The sequence below is a fragment of the Flavobacterium sp. H4147 genome (genome assembly GCF_029360735.1).
Taxonomy (GTDB): domain Bacteria; phylum Bacteroidota; class Bacteroidia; order Flavobacteriales; family Flavobacteriaceae; genus Flavobacterium; species Flavobacterium endoglycinae.
In genome coordinates this window covers 570,983-592,379 of record NZ_JARKNB010000002.1, presented here as the reverse complement: position 1 = coordinate 592,379, position 21,397 = coordinate 570,983, and the positions used below count along the sequence as shown (strand labels likewise).

Sequence of the window (21,397 nt, the reverse complement as noted above, 5' to 3'; positions counted from 1 at the left end):
AAAAATTAATAAAAAAAGGAGAGATATTTATTCATTAAAAAATTATCCCAAAACCAAAAAATGGTATTAATTGTAGATGATATAAAGGCCAATATTATTGCCCTAAAGAAAACATTGGAACTGCATAACATAGATGTAGATACTGCCGAATCGGGAGAAGAAGCTCTGAAAAAGATTTTAAAGACAAACTACTGTCTTATTATCATGGATGTGCAGATGCCAGGATTAGACGGTTTTGAAGTGGTTAAAATTCTTTCGGGTAATAAAAGAACAAAGGATATTCCTGTAATTTTTCTTTCGGCTTTAAATATTGAGAAAAAATATATTTTCAAAGGTTACGAAACCGGAGCGGTCGAATACATCACCAAACCTGTTGATACCGATTTACTGATGCTGAAAGTAAAAACCTTTATTAAAATTTACGAACAGCAAAATGAATTAAAAGGGATAAAAGATCTGCTTTCTAAAGAAATTAAAATTAGAAAAGAAGCACAAGACAATCTTGAAATCAAAATTGCAGAAAGAACTAAAGAACTGGTTTTAAAAAATGAAGAACTAGAATTAAAAAATCACGAGCTTCAGCAATTTGCCTGGGTAGTTTCTCATGATTTAAATGAACCCATTCGGAAAATTCAAATTTTTATTAAAATAATCAAAGACCTTTATCTTACCGCAGATGCAAAAGGAGTTGATTATGTAAACCGAACCATCAAATCGGCAGAAAGAATGCAGACGCTGATAACGGATCTTCTGGCGTATTCCAGACTTTCGGCGCAGGTAAAACCCGAAGTTACAGATTTAAATATCGTTTTACAGGAAGTTCTTTCGGATTTTGATTATTTAATCGAAAGAAAAAATGCAATTGTAAAAACTACAGAACTTCCTACGATAGATAGTATTCCGAGTCAGTTGCGACAAGTTTTTCAGAATTTGATAGGAAACGCGTTAAAATTTTCTGGTGCAGACGAACCTCCAATAATTGAAATTACTTCAGAGTTAATAGTCGACAAATCGTTTGACAGTCCCACTTCCCCGGAAGGGAAATATTGCAGAATTATTGTAAAAGACAACGGAATTGGTTTTGATGAAATCTATCTCGACCGAATTTTTGTTATTTTTCAAAGCCTTAATGACCGCCAGACTTACGAAGGAACCGGAATTGGACTTGCCATCGCTAAAAAAATCATTGAAAAACACAACGGATTAATAACAGCCAAAAGCGAGGTTGGCAAAGGCGCCAGCTTTATTATCGTTCTCCCATTAAAATATGAATAAAAATTTACTTAACCAATTATGAATAATAATTTTAAAAGAAACCTTCTGATTAGTTCATTAGTTTCACTGCTGGTGCTTACGATTAGTTCGATCGCTTCGTATATCAGTATTAAAAGTTTATTAAATAGTAACTTCTGGGTCAATCACACCCAAGATGTTATTTATAATTTAAATGAAGGTTCTTCAATCATTACCGAGGCGCAAACCAGCATGCGGGGATATTTATTGACTGGCGATGAGCAATTTGCGGATAGATTTACAGAATCTCAGGCTAAAACCGAAACGTATTTTGACAAACTTGAAGAACTTACTTCAGATAATCCTGCACAGCAAAAACTACTGGAGGAACTTAGAGATATGCGTTCCGGATTCTTTAAATATCTTAATAACCAAATTGTTAAAAAAAGATTAAGCAAAGAAACATTGATCTTTGATTTGAATGAAGGCCGAAGAATGATGAACGAAATGCGTGTCATTATTAAAAGAATTGAAGCTACCGAACAAAATCTTCTTTCAGAACGAAATGCCAATTCAGAGCGTTACGGAACGTACAGTTTGGTTTTAATTGCTGTAGCATTTTTTATAGCTTTTGTTATTTCGATAATATTCTTAACCAGAATCTTAAAGGACTATAACGAAAGAGTCGTTTTACAGCACGAACTAGAGAAAAAAGATATAGAAACAGCGCAGAGAATTGAAGCAATAAGTTCAATTGCACTTAATATTTCAAAAGGAAACTACGATATACGTGTAGACGATACAAAATCGGATGCTCTTGGAAGTGTGGCAGAATCACTCAACACGATGGGAGTTTCACTAAAAAGCTCTTTCGAACTGCTTTCGCAGAAAGAATGGCTTCAAAAAGGAGTTGCAGAACTCAACAATGCCATGCTGGGCGATAAAACACTTCAAAAGCTTTCCAAAGATGTTATTGAATTTTTGTGCAATTATACTAACAGCAGTGCGGGAATTTTATATGTACTGGATGGCGATGAACTTTTAGCAGCAGGAGGTTACAGTTATATACCAAGCAAAACCAGAGAACGTATTAAAAAAGGCGATGGTTTAATTGGCCAGGCCATTAGTTCTGCAAAATTATTAGAATTAAAAACACTTACTTCAGACGATATTCAGATCAATTATGCTTTGGGTCAGGTAAAACCAACTCATATTGTTGCATTTCCATTATTAGATAATAGAATTGAAGGTGCGGTTGAATTGGCTAGCATTTACGGATTTTCAGATCTTCATTTAGAGTTTTTACAAACAGTATCCAACAATATTGGGATCGCTATTAGATCTACTCAAAATAGAAAACGTGTTATGGAACTTCTTGAAGAAACCAAATCACAATCTGAAGAACTTAAAATACAACACAGTGAACTAGAAGCTATAAATGCAGAATTAGAAGCGCAGACCGAAAAATTACAAGCTTCTGAAGAAGAATTACGCGTACAACAGGAAGAACTGGAGCAAACGAATGAAGAATTGTCTGAAAGAAGCGTTTTACTGGAAGAAAAAAACAACGAAATCCAGAAAAAATCAGAAGCTTTGGAATTGACAACCCGTTATAAATCAGAGTTTTTGGCGAATATGTCGCACGAATTAAGAACACCTTTAAATTCTATCTTACTTTTAAGCCGATTGTTATCTGAAAATAACAACCAAAGCATGAACAACGAAGAAATTGAATTTGCCAAAGTGATTCAAAGTTCAGGAAACAGTTTATTAGGCTTAATTGATGAAATTTTAGATTTATCTAAAATCGAAGCCGGTAAAATGGAACTGGAATACTTGGATGTTTCGACCAAAGAAATTACAGAAACACTCTGGAACTTATTCAATCTTGTTGCCAAAGAAAAAGGAATTGAATTTGAAATCATTACGAAAGAAGCGCCAATTGTTATTAAAACAGACAAAATGCGTTTGGAACAGATTCTCAAAAACCTGATTTCGAATGCTATTAAATTTACCGAAAAAGGAAAAGTTTCTTTAGAAATAAAAGTAAATTCAGACGATGATAAAATTATTTGTTTCATTGTAAAAGATACCGGAATCGGAATCCCGCTGGAAAAACAACCGCTGGTTTTCGAAGCTTTCCAGCAAGCCGATGGTTCAACCAAACGTAAATACGGAGGAACGGGATTAGGACTTTCAATCAGCAGGGAATTAGCAAAACTTCTTAAAGGAGAAATTGAACTGCATAGTAAAGTAAATGAAGGAAGTACATTTACATTATGTCTGCCGGTTTATGGAACTGCACTGGCAAAAGCCAACTATGAAAAAATTCCTCCAACAGATTTCACAGAAGTAGAACCTGAAAAAGAACCAGAAGTAAAAGAAACTAAAAAATACATAAGCGCTGTAATTCCTGATGAAATTGAAGATGACCGAAATGTAATAAAAGCTGGTGACAAAGTTATTTTAATTGTAGAAGACGATATTAATTTCGCCAAATCACTTTTGGCATTTACACAAAAGAAAGGATATAAAGGAATTGTTGCCGTGCGAGGCGACCACGCTTTAAATTTTGCCCTATTGTACAAACCTGTTGGTGTTTTACTCGATATAGAACTTCCTGTAAAAAGTGGCTGGGAAGTATTGGAAGAACTTAAAAATAATGCTGAAACCAAACATATTCCGGTTCACATTATGTCATCACACAAATTGAAACAGGAAAGTTTGTTAAAAGGAGCTGTAGATTTCTTAGACAAACCAGTGGCTTTCGATAAAATTCCAGATGTGTTTTTACGAATCGAACACATTATAAATAAAGAGGCACAAAAAGTACTGATTATAGAAGACAACCCAAAACACGCAAAAGCGCTGGCTTTCTTCTTAGAAACGTATAATATTAACTCTGAAATTAGAAGTGAAGTTTCAGAAGGTCTGGAATCTCTAAACAAAACAGATGTTGACTGTGTAATTCTCGATATGGGAATTCCAGATAAACATGCGTACCAGATTCTCGATGGCGTTAAGAAAAGTCCAGGACTTGAAAACCTTCCCGTAATTGTCTTTACAGGAAAAAGTTTATCCTTGAAAGAAGAAGTGAAAATTAAAAAATATGCCGATTCTATTATTGTAAAAACTGCTCATTCGTACCAAAGAATGTTAGACGAGGTTTCTCTGTTCCTGCACTTAGTTGAAAATAAAAAAGAAGGAAAAGATAAAATAGACGGACATAAAAAACTGAATCTGTTAAACAACATTCTTTTCGAGAAAAAAGTATTGATTGTTGATGATGATGTTCGTAATATTTATTCGCTAACCAAAGCTTTAGAAGTATTTAAAATGAATATCATTACCGCTTTTGATGGAAAAGAAGCCATTAAAGTTTTAAATGATAATGAAGATACTGATATTGTTCTGCTCGATATGATGATGCCTAATATGGACGGATATGAAACAGCTGAGAAAATAAGAGCTAATCCTAAATTTTTAAACTTACCGTTAATTGCCGTAACCGCAAAAGCAATGACCGGAGACAGGGAAAAATGTATAAAAGCAGGAGCTTCAGATTATATTACCAAACCAGTAGATGTTGACCAGTTATTGTCGTTGTTGCGAGTGTGGCTGTATGACAAAGTATAGTACAGAAACAAACAATAGATAGTAAAAAATAGCCACAGGTTATCGCGATTTTAATCCGTTAATCTGTGGCAAAATAAGACTAAATTAATAAGTCTCATTATGGAAAAAAAGAAGATTTTAATTGTAGATGATGATTCCAGAAACATCTTCGCATTAGAAAACACCTTACGTGTAAAATCGTACGATTGTTTGTCTTGTATAAGTGCTGAAGAAGCCCTTAAAATATTGAATTCTAATGAACAGATCGATGCTGTATTGTTAGATATGATGATGCCCGAAATGGATGGCTACGAAGCCATTCCGTTAATAAAAGAAATTCCTTCAAGAGAATCAACAATGGTAGTTGCAGTAACGGCTCAAGCCATGGCGGGCGATAAAGAAAAATGCCTGGAAGCCGGAGCTGATGAATACATCTCCAAACCGGTTGATGTTGATAAATTACTGCTTATTTTAAGTAAAATTTAAATACACTATGATTGAGGATATTGAGCTTGAAACGCTTATTAATGAGGTTTACGAATATTACGGTTTTGATTTTGGAAGTTATTCCAGAGCTTCACTCAAAAGGCGTGTAAACAGAGTTTATCATTTAGATGGATTTACCCATTTTCATGAATTCCTGTCAAAAGTCCGTTCTGACCAAGAATATTATAAAAAAATGATTGACGAAATTACGGTTAATGTAACCGAAATGTTTCGCGATCCATCATTTTATGCCATTCTCAGAAATGAAATTTTGCCGCTATTAGGAACCAAGCCTTTTATACGATTATGGCATGCTGGCTGTTCGACAGGCGAAGAAGTCTATTCGATGGCCATAATGCTTAAAGAAGCAGGATTACTGCATAAATCCATAATTTATGCAACCGATATTAATGCAACGGTTTTAGAAACCGCCAAAAAAGGAATCTTCCCGCTCAGAATGATGAAGGAATATTCACAAAACTATCGCGATGCAGGCGGTCAGGAAGACTTCTCTTCCTATTATACCGCCAATTATGGCATTGCAAAATTTAATGAAGAACTGGCCGAAAAAATGGTCTTTTCGCAGCACAATTTAGTATCAGATACATCGTTTAATGAATTTGATATGATCTTATGCCGTAATGTTTTAATTTATTTTGATAATGACCTTCAAAAAAGAGTCATTAATTTGTTTGATGAAAGTTTAGCTGTTTTAGGGTTTCTGGCCTTAGGCACAAAAGAAACCATAAAGTATTCTATTTCTCCAGCCAAATACAAACAATTTGAAAAAGAGAAAATATGGAGGAAAATAAAATAAAAAACTGCAGATTAGTTATAATAGGAGGATCTGCAGGAAGTTTAAATGCCTTAATGCAGATTTTACCAGGGTTAAAAAAATTAAACGATTTTGCCATTGTAATCGTTCTGCACCGCAAAAGTACAGACGACCAGACTTTAGAAGAATTACTTATTTTAAAATCTAAAGTGGCTGTAAAACCAATAGAAGACAAAACACTGCTTATTGCAGGTTTTGTCTATATAGCGCCCTCAAATTATCATTTATTATTTGAAAAAGATGAAACAATGGCGCTTGATATTTCAGAAAAAATAAACTACAGCCGTCCAAGTATAGACGTTTCGTTTGAATCGGCTGCGGAAGTATATGGCAGCAGTTTAGTTGGAATTTTATTTTCAGGATCAAATACCGATGGTACAGAAGGTTTAAAGGCGATTCAGGCAAACGGAGGAAAAATTATAGTCCAGAATCCCCTTGTGGCAGACATGCCTTTTATGCCCAATAACGCCATTTTGTTTACAACACCTGATTTTATTCTAAACAACAATGAAATATTGAATCTCCTGAATTCTATCAATCACTAAAATCAGTTTTTAGGCTTCAGATCTTCATCTTCTGGGAGAATGGTTTTGTTTAATTCAGCCTCTTTTTCAGCTCTTCTTTGTGCAGCTTTTCCTTTTCCAATAGGAATTCCAGCGGTTAAATAAAGAGATCTGTTGTATACATTTGGTCCGTCGCCTTTCATTACCGGAACCAATCCGTAATAATATTGAACTGTAATGTTTAATCCGTTGCCCACATTCATATGATATCCAGTTCCAAAAGCAACTCCGGCATCAATAACACGAATTTGATCTCGGATGTTTTTTTTGTACACTACATCATCTTTGTCAACTTCGACTTTAAATTCATCAAAGGCCCTTGCAAGAAGTCCAACTTGAGGACCTGCTTTTACAAAAACACCGCTTTTAAACTGATGCTTGATTAAAATAGGAACATTAAAATACCGAATTTCTCTGTTGACAGTTCCTCCGGCAAACGTATTGTCCAAATTCGTGTTATCTAAAGAATACATCGGAATATGACGTGCTCCCATTGGCGATTTTACAATAACACCCGTATTAATCATCCAGGCAGGATCTTGTTTAGAACGAATGTCAAAATAAAAACCAAGATTAAATCCTGGATTACTGCCGGAACTTTCCATATCATAAATATCAGAGAAATTAACACCGCCTTCCAGTCCGAATTCTAAAAAAGGCGAATTCAATTTATCTCCAAAGATCAAAGAAATCAAAACCTGCGATTGGGCTTGATTCAAACCAAACAGAAAAATCAAAACCAGTAGACCTTTTTTCATCTTTCAAAATTTATAATCCAAATCGATATTGAATACCGCCTAAAGCCTGAGTACGTGTTCCAAGAAAACCAGCTTCAACCCTGAACATAAGATGTTTGTTAAACTGATATTGCGATCCAATAATAAAATTCCACATGTCTTTCGGGCGTTTTTGAAGCGAATATTGTACCGATGAAGAATTAGCAGTACTTAAAGCACCATCTAAAGTAGACAGAAAATTTCCGGCACTTTCCAAAGCACGGTTAGCCGTATTGTGTTTCGCAACATTGGCGGGATTTTTTTGTTCTGCAGGCGTTAATCCGTCCCACCAAGTATCGACTTTTTGCTGGTTTTCAGAAACTTTCGCCAGACCATTATCTACTTTTGCCTGAGCAGTAGATAAATCCACCAAATCAGAAAGATTGATATTTCCATTCGTATTCCCCGAAATATGAACTCTAAAACCACCAACCCATAAAGCAACATTTTGATCTGGTTTACGGAGTTTAAAAGTTTTTCCTAATCTTGGACCAAATACATACGAAAACGCTGGTTTATCTAAAGCATCAACGTCTGTCCAAGCCATATTCATGTCAAGTGCAAGCCATCCGCCGCCAATTCCTATGGTAGGCGTCATTCCAAGACCAAATGTAGTAGCGCTGAAATTAGCTTTTGTGCTGAAATTGGCAATTTCAGACCAATTATTATCAGCATCAGGAATATAGATTCCTGCATTAATTTTGGTAGATGGATTCGACTTTCCAAAAACACCATAAATATTTAAAAAAGGAAGCAGCCAGATATCTGGACGAATAGTAAGGGCTCCCGCCTCAACAGAAGATTTATCAAAACGAACAATTTCGTCTAAATTATGCATAGGACCATTGTTGAAACCCACCTGCAGATTACTGATTACAATTTCAGAATCCTGCCAGAAATAATTTAACGAAAGACCAGCAGAGTAGGGAAGTTTATATCCTTTTTTGGCCACTTTTTCGCCCCAAATGGGAAGTGCGTATGGATAATCGGCGACTTTGAGACTGTCTTTGAGCTGTTTATTTTTTTCTCCCACAATTTTCTCGGTGTAGACTTGTGCTGAGATTTGAAAACTGTATAAGAATAAAAAGGCTGATATTAGTGGTTTACATTTCATTTGTCTGAGTGTTTTTAAAATTAATTAATCGGACTGCGTAAAATAAATGTGTACTAATTTTTCTGAGGGAATGTCGGCTTATTCTTGCTTTACAGGTGTATAAAAATTTGATTTTAAAATTAAAACTGAAGAAATAATGAGTTTATTAGTGTTAAAGTTAAGTAAAAAATCTTAACATTTAAGATTTTTTTTCAGAAACTAAACATATAACAAAAAGAAAATCAGGTAGTTTTATTTAATAATGTCCTCTTTTAAGAAAAATCATTTTATTGTCGATTTCTATTTTGTAAAAGAATATGTAGTATTTTTGTTTTTGTGAAATGGATAACAATCATATTATCAATTTACTTATTGGCACTTTCCAATATGCCTTGTGCAGATATGGAAGTAAACAGCGCTATGCATAAAACCGCTCAGTTTGCTTCAGAAGACAATCACTCGCATGATAAAACCAGTGATTTATGTTCTCCATTTTGTGTGTGCAATTGTTGCGGAGCGCAGGTTTTAAGTTATCAAACTCCTTTAAGTTTTGAATTTCCTAAAACATACAATCAAATTTCAATTTCGTTACCCAATTACAATTCTGTTTTTATTTCCAATTTCTACGGAAGTATTTGGCAGCCCCCTCAAATAGTATAATGATTAAGCCTGTTCGATAAAGATCGAAAACGGGCTAGAGAGTTGTGGACTTTCCACACGTTTACAGGCAATTTAATTGTCTAATTTCTCACGTCATTATAGATTCAAATGTTAGATAAAATCATTCAGTTTAGTATCCGAAATAAATTCGTCATACTATTGTTTACCCTTGCGCTTATTGCCTGGGGAAGCTATTCACTTAAAAAATTACCACTTGATGCACTGCCAGATGTAACCAATAATCAAGTACAGATTATTACGACTGCACCTACATTGGCCAGTCAGGAAGTCGAACAATTAATTACCTATCCTTTAGAAAGAGCTGTAAAAACAGTTCCAAATGTCATAGAACTCCGCAGTATTTCTCGTTTCGGATTATCAGTTGTAACCGTTGTTTTTGAAGACAATGTAGATATTTACTGGGCGCGCGAGCAGATATTCCAACGCTTAAAGCAAGCCGAAGAAAACATTCCAGATTATGTAAATTCTCCCGAATTAGCACCCATTTCTACAGGACTTGGAGAAATTTACCAATATGACGTATATGCCAAGAAAGGCTACGAAAACAAATACAGCGCAATTGAACTGCGGACCATTCAAGATTGGATTATTATTCCGCAATTGCAGGGAATAAAAGGCGTTGCCGAAGTAAGTTCTTGGGGCGGAAAACTCAAGCAATTCGAAATCGCCGTAAATCCCAATATGCTGAATAGTTTAGGCGTTACGATTACCGAAATTTTTGATGCTTTAGAAAAAAACAATCAAAATACGGGAGGCGCTTATATTGAAAAAGATCAATACACGTATTTCATTCGCGGTGTAGGAATGGCAAAAGGCGTAAAAGATCTTGAAAATGTAGTAGTCAAAAACCGAAACGGTTCGCCGGTTTTGGTTCGGAATGTAGCGCAGGTGCGCGAAGGCATAGCATTGCGTTACGGAGCATCAACAAAAGACGGAAAAGGCGAAATCGTTTCTGGATTGGTTTTGATGCTGAAAGGAGAAAACTCCAGCGCCGTTGTAAATCGTGTTCACGAAAAAATGGCACAAATCAATAAAAGCCTTCCCGAAGGAGTGGTAGCAGAAGCCTTTATTGACAGAGGAAAACTGGTAGACAATTCCATTAAAACAGTTGCTAAGAATTTGCTAGAAGGAGCATTAATCGTAATTTTTGTCCTGATTCTGTTTTTAGGAAATCTTCGTGCAGGATTAATCGTAGCTTCAGTTATTCCGTTAGCGATGCTGTTTGCCGTGATTTTAATGAATGCCTTTGGCGTAAGCGGCAACCTAATGAGTCTTGGCGCGATAGATTTCGGAATTATTGTCGATGGAGCTGTTATTATTGTTGAAGCCACGATGCATCATCTGCAGAAATTCAAAAACAAAAAAGAATTGACGCAGGAAGAAATGGATGTTGAGGTTTACAATTCAGCGTCAAAAATTAGGAATAGTGCCGCTTTTGGTGAGATTATTATATTAATAGTATATCTGCCAATCCTAGCTTTAATTGGAACCGAAGGAAAAATGTTTAAACCAATGGCTATGACAGTTGGTTTTGCCATTATCGGTGCCTTTATTCTTTCTCTGACCTATATTCCGATGATGAGCGCTTTGTTTCTTTCGAAAAAAACAGAACACAAAGAAAATTTCAGCGACCGTATGATTGCCTGGTTAGAACGTCACTATACGCCGTTACTAAAAAAAGCTTTAGAATTTAAAAAAGTCGTGCTTTCTGTTGCCATTGGATTATTCGCTTTAGCGTTTTTCATTTTTCAAAATATGGGAGGCGAATTTATTCCCACAATCGAAGAAGGCGATTTAGCAATTAACGCCACCATTATGACAGGAAGTTCGCTTTCGCAGATGGTTGAAACCACCACCAAATACGAACAGATTCTGAAAGCTAAATTTCCCGAAATAAAAACCATTGTAACCAAAATAGGAAGTGGTGAAATTCCGACCGATCCAATGCCTCTTGAAAGCGGGGATTTGATTATTGTTCTAAAAGACAAAAAAGAATGGAAAGGTAAATACCGCAATTGGGAAGAGATTGCCAATGCCATGAAAAAAGAAATGGAAATTATTCCGGGAGCGAATATCGAAATCTCACAGCCTATCCAAATGCGTTTTAACGAATTAATGACAGGAAGCCGATCTGATATTGCGATTAAGATTTTTGGTGATGATTTGGAGATTTTAGATGCAAAAGCCACGGAATTAATTTCGAAAATAAAAGGAATCGACGGAATTGGTGATTTAAAAGCCGACAAAGTAACAGGATTACCGCAGATTACTATCAAATACGATTATGATAAAATTGCGCTTTACGGACTGAATATCTCAGACATCAACCAGATTATCCGTTCGTCTTTTGCAGGTGAAGTTGCTGGAAAGATTTACGACGAAAGCAAACGATTTGATGTGGTGGTGAGAATGGATGAAAACAATCGAGGCGATATTACCGATGTAAGCAATTTGTTTATTCCGCTTCCGAGTGGTCAGCAAGTGCCGCTTTCGCAGGTTGCTTCTGTCGAATATGAGCAAGGTCCTGTACAGGTTATCCGCGAAGACGGAAAAAGAAGAATCACCGTTGGATTAAACGTCCGTGGAAGAGACATTAAAAGTGTGGTAGAAGAAATTCAGGCAAAACTGGACAAAAGTTTTAAACTTCCTGCGGGTTATTACGTAACCTATGGCGGACAGTTTCAGAATCTGATTGAAGCTTCACAAAGACTTTCGGTTGCCTTACCAATTGCTTTAGGATTGATTTTAGTTTTGTTATATTTCACTTTTAAAAGCGTCAAACAAGCATTGCTTATTTTTAGTGCGATTCCATTATCGGCCATTGGAGGTGTTTTTGCGCTTTCGCTGAGAGGAATGCCGTTTAGTATTTCGGCCGGAATTGGTTTTATCGCCTTATTCGGAATCGCTGTTTTAAACGGAATTGTACTGATTTCGTATTTCAATCAATTAAAAACAGAAGGCATTTCAGATGCGTTTCAAAGAGTTATTATCGGAACCAAGACACGTTTACGTCCTGTTTTAATGACCGCTGCTGTAGCTTCATTAGGATTTATGCCAATGGCATTGTCAACAAGCGGCGGAGCAGAAGTGCAGAAGCCATTAGCCACAGTAGTTATCGGCGGATTACTCTCAGCGACATTATTGACCTTAATCGTTTTACCGATTTTGTATTTATTGTTAGAGAAATTGAACCGCAAGGGGAAATTAGTAAACGAGAAAATATGATAATTAGATAATTTATTACTACGTGTAAAAAATAATTTCTCTCGCAGATTTAGCAGATTAATTAAAAAAAAATCTGTTTAATCTGCAAGATCTGCGGGAGACAAAAAATAAATGGAATGACAATACAATATAAAACCTTTGCGAACTTTGCGAAAAGAACCTTGCGAACTTTGCGGTTAAATGCGTGGTTAAGTGCATTTCTATTAGCAAGCACTATAACATTTGCCCAGCAATCCATCAGCTTACAAAAAGCAATAGAACTGGCCAAATCAAACAACATCGACTTAAAAATAGCCGATAAAGAAATCGAAAAACAAACCATTCTTAAAAAAGCCGCTTTTCAGCCCGATCCGTTGCAAGTGCAGTATCAAGGCGGTCAGTTCAATAGCGCCGATTACGATCATAATGTTTCGGTACAGCAGTTTTTTCCGTTAGGAAATATCACAAAAGCCAACCGACAATTACAGGAAGAACTGGCAAAATTGGCTGAAAAACGAAAAGCTTTGTCTTCGTATGAAATCGAAAAAGCGGTGACATTGGCCTATTATCAATATTTGTATGGCGTTTCGATTCAGAAACTCAATTCAGAATTGAATGATATTTACACGAAATTCTTAAAGAATGCCGAACTGCGTTTTAAAACCGGAGAAAGCGGTAACATTGAAGTGATCAGCGCCAAAGCCAAAGTAAAGGAAATTGAAACACAGAAAGCGCAGTTAGAATATGATTTGGCCATTTATCAAAAACAATTGCAGTTTTTTATTCAGACCGATGAAAATATTGTTCCTGATTCTAATACCGCTTTACAATATACTTTTATAGAAAATCAAAACACAAATGCCGAGACTTTAATAACCGATTTGTATCAGCAGCAGATTTTGGTTTATCAAAAAGAAGCGGGAACTTTTAAAGCGTTGCGTACACCGAAAGTCGGTTTAGGTTATTTTGCTCAAACCATTAATACAGAATCTTTATTTCAAGGTTTTACAGCAGGATTGCAGATTCCACTTTTTGGAGGTGTGAATACAACCAAAGCCAAAGCGGCAGAAATTAGTGTTTCACAATCACAATTGGCTTTAGATAAGAACAAAATGATGTTGAATCTGCAAAAGGAAGAATTGAAAAATAATTTCGAAAAACAGCAGCAAAATTTGGCTTATTTTCAAAATGAAGGATCTCAATATGCCAATCAGATTATTGAAACGGCCCAAAAAAGTTATGCCAATGGCGATATGAGTTATTGGTCGTATATCAGTTTTCTAAATCAGGCAATTGATATTAAAAAGCAATTTGCAGAGGCAACGCACAGCTATAATCAAAGTGCAATCGAACTTCAATTTCCAACCATTAAGAGCAATTAAAAATAAAAAATGAAAAATGAAAAATATATCTAAATATTTAACCGCAAAGAGCACAAAGGAAAAGCGCAAAGAGCGCAAGGGAATAAAACTTGGCGTGCTTTGCGTATTCTTAGCGCTCTTTGCGGTTACCTCTCAAAGCTGTAATGAAAAGAAAACCGAAGAGCCGCAAGAAGAAAAAGAAACAACAGAAGTTGCTTTGACTGTTTCTCAATACAAAACTGTAGGTATTGAAACGGGAATTGTAGAAAACCGAAATTTGAATAAAATCATCAAGGCAAATGGCTATACTACAGTTCCTCCGCAAAATTCGGCTGAAGTTTCGACTTTGATTGGCGGAACGGTAAAAGACATTTTTGTTTTGGAAGGAACCTATGTCAACAAAGGAAAAGTTTTGGCAACCATTCAAAATCTAGAAGTTATCGGAATGCAGGAAGATTACCAATCGGCTGTGGCGAATGTGGAATATCTGCAATTGGAATACAATCGTCAGAAAACGCTGAGCGACGAAAATGTGAATCCGAGAAAGACTTTTCAAGAAGTAAAAGCCAAACTAGCAGCAGAAAGAGCCCGTGCGCAGGCAGCAAAAAATAAGCTGGATGCTTTGCATGTCAATACAAAAGGAACCACTTCGGTAGTGCCAATTGTTTCGCCAATAAACGGTTATGTGGGGAAAATCAATATAGCGAAAGGCGCTTTTGCAGATACAGGAGTTTCGCTTTTTGAAGTAGTCGACAACAGCCAGATGCATTTGGATTTGAATGTGTACGAGAAAGATTTAGGATCGATTTCGATTGGTCAGGTAATTGACTTTGTGTTAACGAATCAGTCCAATAAATCGATTAAAGGAAAGATTTTCGGAATTAATAAATCTTTTTCTAACGAAAGTAAAACCGTTGCTGTTCATGCTAAAATTGATCCAGCTGATGCCAAAGGATTGATTCCGGGAATGTACGTTTCGGCAAATATTAATATTGTGAATGCGACCGTTCCGGCGTTGCCAAAAGACGCCGTAGTAAGAAATGCTGATAAATATTTCGTTTTCATGCAGGAACAGGGACATGCTGAAGAAAAACACGATCACAAAGCGGGAGAAAAAGAAGAAGCCCACGAAGAGGAAATTCATTTTAAAGCAATAGAAGTAATTCCAGGAACAACTGATTTAGGTTTTACCGAAGTTAAGTTTGTAAATGATGTTCCCCTCAATGCTAAAATTGTGACGAAAGGTGCTTTTTATCTGCTTTCTGCAATGAAGGGCGGAGGAGAGCATACGCATTGATTTTTTTTGAAGATGCTGAGGTTCTGAGATACTAAGATGCTTAGTTTTTTTGCTGGAGTCAAATATGCTCGCAAAGACGCAAAGACGCAAAGTTTTTGAATTGCCTCCAGCTAAAGCTGGAGGCAATTCAAAAAGAAATTTTGTACACTTCAAAAATTATCAGGATAGAAAGTTTGAAAAGATTTTATTTCACGCAGATTTTGCAAATTTTAGCAGATTTAATTTAAAATTATCTGCATAATCAGCTTAAATCTTTTTTAATCTGCGTGAAACAAAAAAAACTTAGAGTCTTTGTGTCTTCGTGGCAAAAAAATCGACAGAAATTGATTAAATTTAGGACATAATTTTTAATGAAGTTTCAGAGACTTTAAACCTGAAATTTTAAACTTGAAATTCAAAATGATACATCAAGATAAAGAAGTAAAAAACACAAAAAGTAAAGCCAAACCTACCTGTTGCTGCTCTCATGACGAACCTGCACATTCTGATAATGATGGACACGATCACGGAGGACACGACCACGAACACAATGCAGAAGGAGGGCTTTTTAAACTGTTTCTGCCATCGATTATATCTTTTGTTTTACTGATAATCGGAATTGGTTTTGATAACTATTTTCCGCAGGATTGGTTTACAGGATATGCTAGAATTGTGTGGTATGCGATTGCGTATCTTCCGGTTGGGCTTCCAGTTCTTCGTGAAGCGTACGAAAGTATTGTGAAAGGAGATGTTTTCTCGGAATTTTTCCTCATGTGTATTGCGACAATTGGAGCTTTTGCCATTGGTGAATATCCAGAAGGTGTTGCGGTTATGTTATTTTATACCATTGGAGAAACCTTTCAGGGAATGGCGGTTAACCGAGCAAAATCAAGCATTAAAAGTCTTTTGGATCAACGTCCTGATGAGGTTCATGTTTTAGAAAACAATGTTGCAGTAAAAATCAAGGCCAGAGATGTCCAGATTGGAGCGATTATTCAGCTAAAAGCAGGGGAAAAGTTAGGTTTGGACGGTGAATTATTATCGGATTCGGCTTCCTTTAATACTGCAGCTTTAACAGGAGAAAGTAAACCTGATACTAAAAAGAAAGGTGAAACCGTTCTGGCAGGAATGATCAACGGAAATACAATTGCCGAAGTAAAAGTGACAACCGCCTACAACGATAGTAAATTGTCTAAAATTCTGGAATTGGTACAAAACGCTACAACCAAAAAAGCGCCAGCAGAATTGTTCATTCGAAAATTTGCTAAAATCTATACGCCAATAGTAGTATACTTAGCAATTGCAATTTGCTTAGTTCCGATGCTTTTCGTGGATAATTACGTTTTTAGCGATTGGTTATATAGAGCATTGGTTTTCTTAGTTATTTCTTGTCCTTGTGCGTTGGTTATCAGTATTCCGCTGGGTTATTTTGGAGGAATTGGCGCTGCAAGTAAAAACGGAATTTTATTTAAAGGAAGTAATTTTTTAGATAGTATTTCGACAATCCAAAATGTAGTGGTTGACAAAACTGGAACTATGACAGAAGGCGTTTTTAAAGTTCAGGAAGTTATTATAAAACCTGATTTTGATAAAGACGAAATCTTAAAACTGGTTAACGCTTTAGAAAGTCGAAGCACGCATCCAGTGGCAACAGCGATTCATAATCATGTCGGACCAATCGATTCTTCGGTTGAATTGAAAGATATTGAAGAAATTTCGGGACACGGATTAAAAGCTTCTTACAACGGAAAAGAATTGTATGTTGGTAATTTTAAACTTCTCGATAAATTCAATATTTCGTATGATATTGACCCATCGACTATTGTTTACACCACAATTGCCATTGCTTACGAAGGTAAATTTGCGGGCTATTTAACAATTGCCGATGAAATTAAAGAAGATGCTAAAGAAACCGTTTCTAAACTAAATTCTTTAGGGGTAAAACTGACGATGCTCAGCGGTGATAAATCGAATGTGGTTCAGTTTGTAGCTGATAAACTCGGAATTACAAAAGCTTTTGGAGATCTGCTTCCAGAAGATAAGGTGAATAAAGTCAACGAAATTAAAGCCAAAAACGAAACAATTGCATTCGTGGGCGATGGTGTAAACGATGCACCTGTAATTGCGTTGAGTACGGTTGGAATTGCAATGGGAGGTTTAGGAAGCGATGCCGCAATCGAAACTGCCGATATTGTAATTCAAGATGACAAACCAAGTAAAATAGCAATGGCAATCAACATTGGAAAACAAACGAAAAAGATTGTCTGGCAGAATATTATATTGGCTTTTGTTGTAAAAGCCTTTGTTTTGATTCTTGGAGCAGGCGGGCTCGCGACTATGTGGGAAGCTGTTTTTGCTGATGTTGGCGTAGCGCTGTTAGCAATTTTGAATGCGGTAAGGATTCAGAGAATGAAGTTTTAATGCAAATTTTTAGCAGAAGTAAATTAAATCTTCTGCTATTTAATCTGTAAATAAAAGAAGTTTATTTGCTCTGAAATAATTATATTGATTTTGGGTGAGATATACAATTTTAGCAATTTGATCTCCTGTGTAAATTTTATAAAATTGACCTTTTAAGTTGTTTTCATTTACAACAGATTTTATGAAATCAAAAAAATTAAAATCAATCCAATCGTTATCTATTTTTAAAGTTTTAGAATAAGATTTATTTCCCAGTTTAAATTTTAAAGTTGTTTTTTTCTTTTTTGGAAAGTCAAATTGGTTAGAAATATCAGAAGGATTGAATTCATTATCAGAGATTTTTGCAAATTCTTTCACTAATTCTGCGTATGGATCTTCTAAGTTTCCAAGTTCTGTATCAAACGAATAAATTAAATTTGGAAAAGCAGAAACAATTTCACTATTTTCCTGAATATCCATTTCTGCAACAACTTCTTTTCCTCGCTCAATTTCATCAGCTGTTAAGTTTGAAAATAAACCATTTTTAGTAAACTCTTCAAGTGCATTTTCAATTTCTTGACTTGTTGGTTTGTTTTTAAAATCTTCCGAATAAGGCATAATATAAGAAATTCGTTCAGACAGAATTTTTCCTTGTTCCTTATCTAAAGCCATTATTCCAAAAATTTGATTCGTTTTGTTTTCATTGTATACAGGAACTACATGAAGTCTGTAGGCAAAATTTAAGTCATTAAGAATTTTATTGAATATCTGATAATACTTTTGATAATCTATTTTATTTTCAAAAAAATCGTTTTCAGATAATTTATTGTATTTATAAAAACTTTTTTGCTTATAAACTTTTCCATTAGATCGGATAGAAACTATAAAATTTAAAAAATTGCTATCTCCAGAAGACATTTCATCATCTGATATGATTTTAAATTCAAAATCGGTATAAGCCAATTCTGGTAATAATGAAGCCGTTTGTTTATGAATTGCTTCTAAATATTCTTCGGGTTTATTGGAATAATTGTTAGGATCAATAATTGTAGCTTTTTCGCAGTAAAGAAGAAAATCAATAGGTTCCTTTATTTTTTCCTCATCTATCGCAGTAATAAGATCTTGATATTTGGTGTCTACTATTCTATATTCCTTAAGATGATCTGCAAACTCTTTAAGTTTATGTGGAGCCATATAATCGGCTTTGAAAGCCTTAAAGGTAATGTCACTGATAAATTGAAGTTTGTAACTATACGAATTATCGTTTATTTTCTGCTGAAAATACTGCTTCTGTTTTTCTGTAAGAAGCTCACATTTTTTAAGTTTTAAAAGATAATCAGTAAGATTTTCGTTTTCTTTTTTTTGTTGTTCTTCAGTTAGTTTTTGTGAATCAAAAATATCGTTTGATCCTATTTCAGAAAAGAAATTTCCGGTTGTACTTTTATATTCGCATTGAAATAATCCATACAAATATGAAGTGGTGTTTTTTGTTTGTAGTCGATTTTGACTTTTTTCAAAATCTTGTATTTGTTTTGGCTCAATAAGTTTATTATCAATTATCTTTTGTAAAATCAAATCTTGTAATTGTGCGTTTGCAAAATTGCTTGTGAAAATCAGCAATAAAATGATTTGTTTAAATAATTTCTTCATTCAAAACTCTTTGATTTATTTACTTTATGATATTTTTATTAAATCTGAAACACTTGGTAAATATATTGCATTTGAATATTAAAATTTAAGATTAATTATATTTTCATCATTCTCTAATGTAATTTCGGTTGGATTGCTTTCTGAGGGAATTTGTGTTGGATACCAATTTCGAGTTGGTTGTACTAAAATTAATAGACCGTGATGATCGCCAATAGCGGCAAATTTTTCTGTATTTGTATTTTGAGAAAAGAAATGTAATCCGTGTTCTTCGATTAATTGATTTCCCAGTTCGAGAGGGTTTTCGGTTACAATACCAATTTCGCTTATGTTTAAAATGGAAGCAGAGTTGAATTCGCCAACTTGTTCGTTATTAAGATCATGTCGGGCGATGAATTCCAGTAAATTTCCATTGTGATCGTAAAAATAAATCGAATGCGCGTTCCAGTTTTCAAAATGAGTTACAACACTTTCATCTTCTAAAACAATTAAATCAACTTTATCTTGGCACCACTGAATGGCTTCTTCAAGCTGATTCGCAGGAATATTAAAAGCAAAATGATATATAGAATTAAAGCCAGGATCTTCAACAAATTTTAAAATAGAAGTTCCGGCCTGAAACGTTATCGATTTTTGATCATTTTCTAGAATGAAAAGTCCAAAAAGGTTTTGATAAAAAGCTTTTGTTTTTTGAATATCGCTTGTTTTGATTTCTATCTGATCTATTCTCATAACTATAAATTTTGTAAAAGAAGAGGCTTCTTTTGAGTGATAGACAAATGTACTAAATGCCAGTAATACCAATGCTTACAGCGGTATTTTATGTATCAATAAAAGAATAGTAAATAATTATTGATTAGCATTAAACGGTGTCTTAAATTATGTAATAAAGCTATAAAAAAACAAATCGTATTTGTTGCAAGATTATCGAAAAATCTTTTCAGATTATAATTTACAAATTGAGATCAAATTGCAAATTTTGATTTTATTTCTAAACAAAAAAGCCCATTTCGCAACAAGAAATGGGCTTAATTAATTTGCAGATTTTGGGGCAAATGCAAATCATCAACTAAATTATTTGGGCATTTCAGGAATTATAATTCTTCGGGTTGGTGTGCTTAATGTTTCGATAAAAGCCAGCAAATCACTAATTTCTTCTTTGTTTAAGTCTAGTTTTCTTAGCATTGGATCTGCTTTGGGAATTAAGGTGTCTCTTGCTGTTCCTAAATATCTCTTTTGTACAGGAGATGGATTTCCTAAATTGTAGAATTCAACAACATCCAATAAAGTTGGAAAATGTCCGTGATGCATCCACGGTTTTGTATTTACCACTTCGCGGATTGTTGGCGTTCTAAATTTGCCAATATCTTTTACGTCTTTGGTTACATTATAACGTCCGAAATCTTCATTTTTAGTTCCGAATAAAGTCTGGCCATCATTATGAAACTTATTATCGCTGAAATAAGGCGTATTATGGCAGTTGATGCATTGCGCTTTTGTTCTAAACAAATGAAGGCCTTTTACCTGCTGATCTGTATAGATATCTGATTTTCCGCTTACAAATTGGTCAAATTTGCTTTTCGGGCTATTAATCGATCTTTCGAAAGTGGCAATGGCATATTGAATACGCTCTAAAGTCACCTTTTTATCTCCAAAAGCATCTGTAAATAACGAATTATAGCCTTGGATTTTAGCAATTCTATCAACTGCAATTGTCAGTTTTTCATTCATTTCTAACGGATCCTGAACTGGAAATTGCGCCTGATCTTCTAAACTTTTGGCACGTCCATCCCAAAATAGAGAACTGGCATATGCCGAGTTTAAAATCGTCATCGAATTACGTTTTCCGGTTTGACGGTCGTGGCCAAAAGAACGGGTTAAATTATCCGTCCATCCCAATTCTGGATTATGACAGGATGCACAGGCAATTTGTCCGCTTTGTGATAATCTTGGATCAAAGAACAAAATCTTTCCCAGACTTTCTTTTTCCTTCGAATACGGGTTATATGCAGGATACGGAACAGCAGGTAGTACGCCGATATCTTCAAATTTCGATTTATCGATGTTTGCATGTAATTGTGCCGCCGGCCATTTAGATGTATCTCCGCTGGAATACAATTTTCGCAATTCCTGAATATCGATGTAATCAGGATTTTCCACACTTTTATAAGCCGTTAAGCTTAGCAGGAAAAGAATAGGGAAGATTAGTTTTTTCAATTTTTTTGTG

15 protein-coding genes are annotated in these 21,397 nt (G+C 35.0%); 10 read left to right on the top strand and 5 right to left on the bottom strand.

Going from position 1 to position 21,397, the window contains the following annotated elements:
• Positions 1-60 precede the first annotated feature (60 nt).
• The 5 genes from P2W75_RS10295 to P2W75_RS10275 all read left to right on the top strand — a co-directional run bounded on the left by P2W75_RS10295 (position 61) and on the right by P2W75_RS10275 (position 6,714).
• A complete protein-coding gene (locus P2W75_RS10295; protein WP_276380357.1) occupies positions 61-1,275 on the top strand; it encodes a response regulator in 1,215 nt (404 codons plus the stop codon).
• 18 nt (positions 1,276-1,293) lie between these two features.
• The gene (locus P2W75_RS10290) at positions 1,294-4,869 is read left to right on the top strand and encodes a response regulator (RefSeq protein WP_276380355.1); all 3,576 of its coding nucleotides are present in this window, start codon (positions 1,294-1,296) and stop codon (positions 4,867-4,869) included.
• 99 nt (positions 4,870-4,968) lie between these two features.
• The gene (locus P2W75_RS10285; RefSeq protein ID WP_207296597.1) at positions 4,969-5,334 is read left to right on the top strand and encodes a response regulator; all 366 of its coding nucleotides are present in this window, start codon (positions 4,969-4,971) and stop codon (positions 5,332-5,334) included.
• Between the two features lie 7 nt (positions 5,335-5,341).
• Positions 5,342-6,151, top strand: a complete 810-nt coding sequence (locus P2W75_RS10280; protein ID WP_207296596.1) for a protein-glutamate O-methyltransferase CheR — start codon at positions 5,342-5,344, stop codon at positions 6,149-6,151.
• A complete protein-coding gene (locus P2W75_RS10275; RefSeq protein ID WP_276380354.1) occupies positions 6,133-6,714 on the top strand; it encodes a chemotaxis protein CheB in 582 nt (193 codons plus the stop codon). The genes P2W75_RS10280 and P2W75_RS10275 overlap by 19 nt, the downstream gene beginning before the upstream one ends.
• Before the next feature lie 2 nt (positions 6,715-6,716).
• On the opposite strand, the gene P2W75_RS10270 is transcribed toward P2W75_RS10275, so the two are convergent.
• Together P2W75_RS10270 and P2W75_RS10265 are read right to left on the bottom strand one after the other, a co-directional pair.
• Positions 6,717-7,490 carry a porin family protein gene (locus P2W75_RS10270; RefSeq protein ID WP_276380353.1) on the bottom strand — a complete coding sequence of 258 codons (774 nt, stop codon included), beginning with the start codon at positions 7,488-7,490 and terminating at the stop codon, positions 6,717-6,719.
• A gap of 10 nt (positions 7,491-7,500) precedes the next feature.
• Positions 7,501-8,622, bottom strand: coding sequence for a hypothetical protein (locus tag P2W75_RS10265; protein ID WP_276380352.1), 1,122 nt, complete (start codon positions 8,620-8,622; stop codon positions 7,501-7,503).
• Positions 8,623-8,937: 315 nt separating this feature from the next.
• Between P2W75_RS10265 and P2W75_RS10260 the strand changes: the two genes are divergently transcribed.
• The 5 genes from P2W75_RS10260 to P2W75_RS10240 all read left to right on the top strand — a co-directional run bounded on the left by P2W75_RS10260 (position 8,938) and on the right by P2W75_RS10240 (position 17,544).
• The gene (locus tag P2W75_RS10260) at positions 8,938-9,261 is read left to right on the top strand and encodes a DUF6660 family protein (protein WP_276380351.1); all 324 of its coding nucleotides are present in this window, start codon (positions 8,938-8,940) and stop codon (positions 9,259-9,261) included.
• Positions 9,262-9,369: 108 nt separating this feature from the next.
• The gene (locus tag P2W75_RS10255; protein ID WP_276380350.1) at positions 9,370-12,507 is read left to right on the top strand and encodes an efflux RND transporter permease subunit; all 3,138 of its coding nucleotides are present in this window, start codon (positions 9,370-9,372) and stop codon (positions 12,505-12,507) included.
• A 116-nt stretch (positions 12,508-12,623) separates the two neighbouring features.
• Positions 12,624-13,868, top strand: a complete 1,245-nt coding sequence (locus P2W75_RS10250; protein WP_276380348.1) for a TolC family protein — start codon at positions 12,624-12,626, stop codon at positions 13,866-13,868.
• Between the two features lie 16 nt (positions 13,869-13,884).
• Entirely contained in the window at positions 13,885-15,144 is a 1,260-nt protein-coding gene (locus P2W75_RS10245; RefSeq protein WP_276380347.1) for an efflux RND transporter periplasmic adaptor subunit, read from the top strand.
• A 399-nt stretch (positions 15,145-15,543) separates the two neighbouring features.
• Positions 15,544-17,544, top strand: a complete 2,001-nt coding sequence (locus P2W75_RS10240; protein WP_276380346.1) for a heavy metal translocating P-type ATPase — start codon at positions 15,544-15,546, stop codon at positions 17,542-17,544.
• Between the two features lie 39 nt (positions 17,545-17,583).
• Here P2W75_RS10240 and P2W75_RS10235 read toward each other — a convergent pair whose 3' ends face one another.
• From P2W75_RS10235 to P2W75_RS10225, 3 genes are all read right to left on the bottom strand, one after another.
• A complete protein-coding gene (locus P2W75_RS10235) occupies positions 17,584-19,173 on the bottom strand; it encodes a hypothetical protein (RefSeq protein ID WP_276380344.1) in 1,590 nt (529 codons plus the stop codon).
• A 78-nt stretch (positions 19,174-19,251) separates the two neighbouring features.
• Positions 19,252-19,902 (bottom strand): VOC family protein, encoded by a 651-nt coding sequence (locus P2W75_RS10230; RefSeq protein WP_276380343.1) that lies wholly within the window; start codon positions 19,900-19,902, stop codon positions 19,252-19,254.
• 342 nt (positions 19,903-20,244) lie between these two features.
• Positions 20,245-21,387 (bottom strand): cytochrome-c peroxidase, encoded by a 1,143-nt coding sequence (locus P2W75_RS10225; protein WP_276380342.1) that lies wholly within the window; start codon positions 21,385-21,387, stop codon positions 20,245-20,247.
• Between the last annotated feature and the right edge of the window lie 10 nt (positions 21,388-21,397).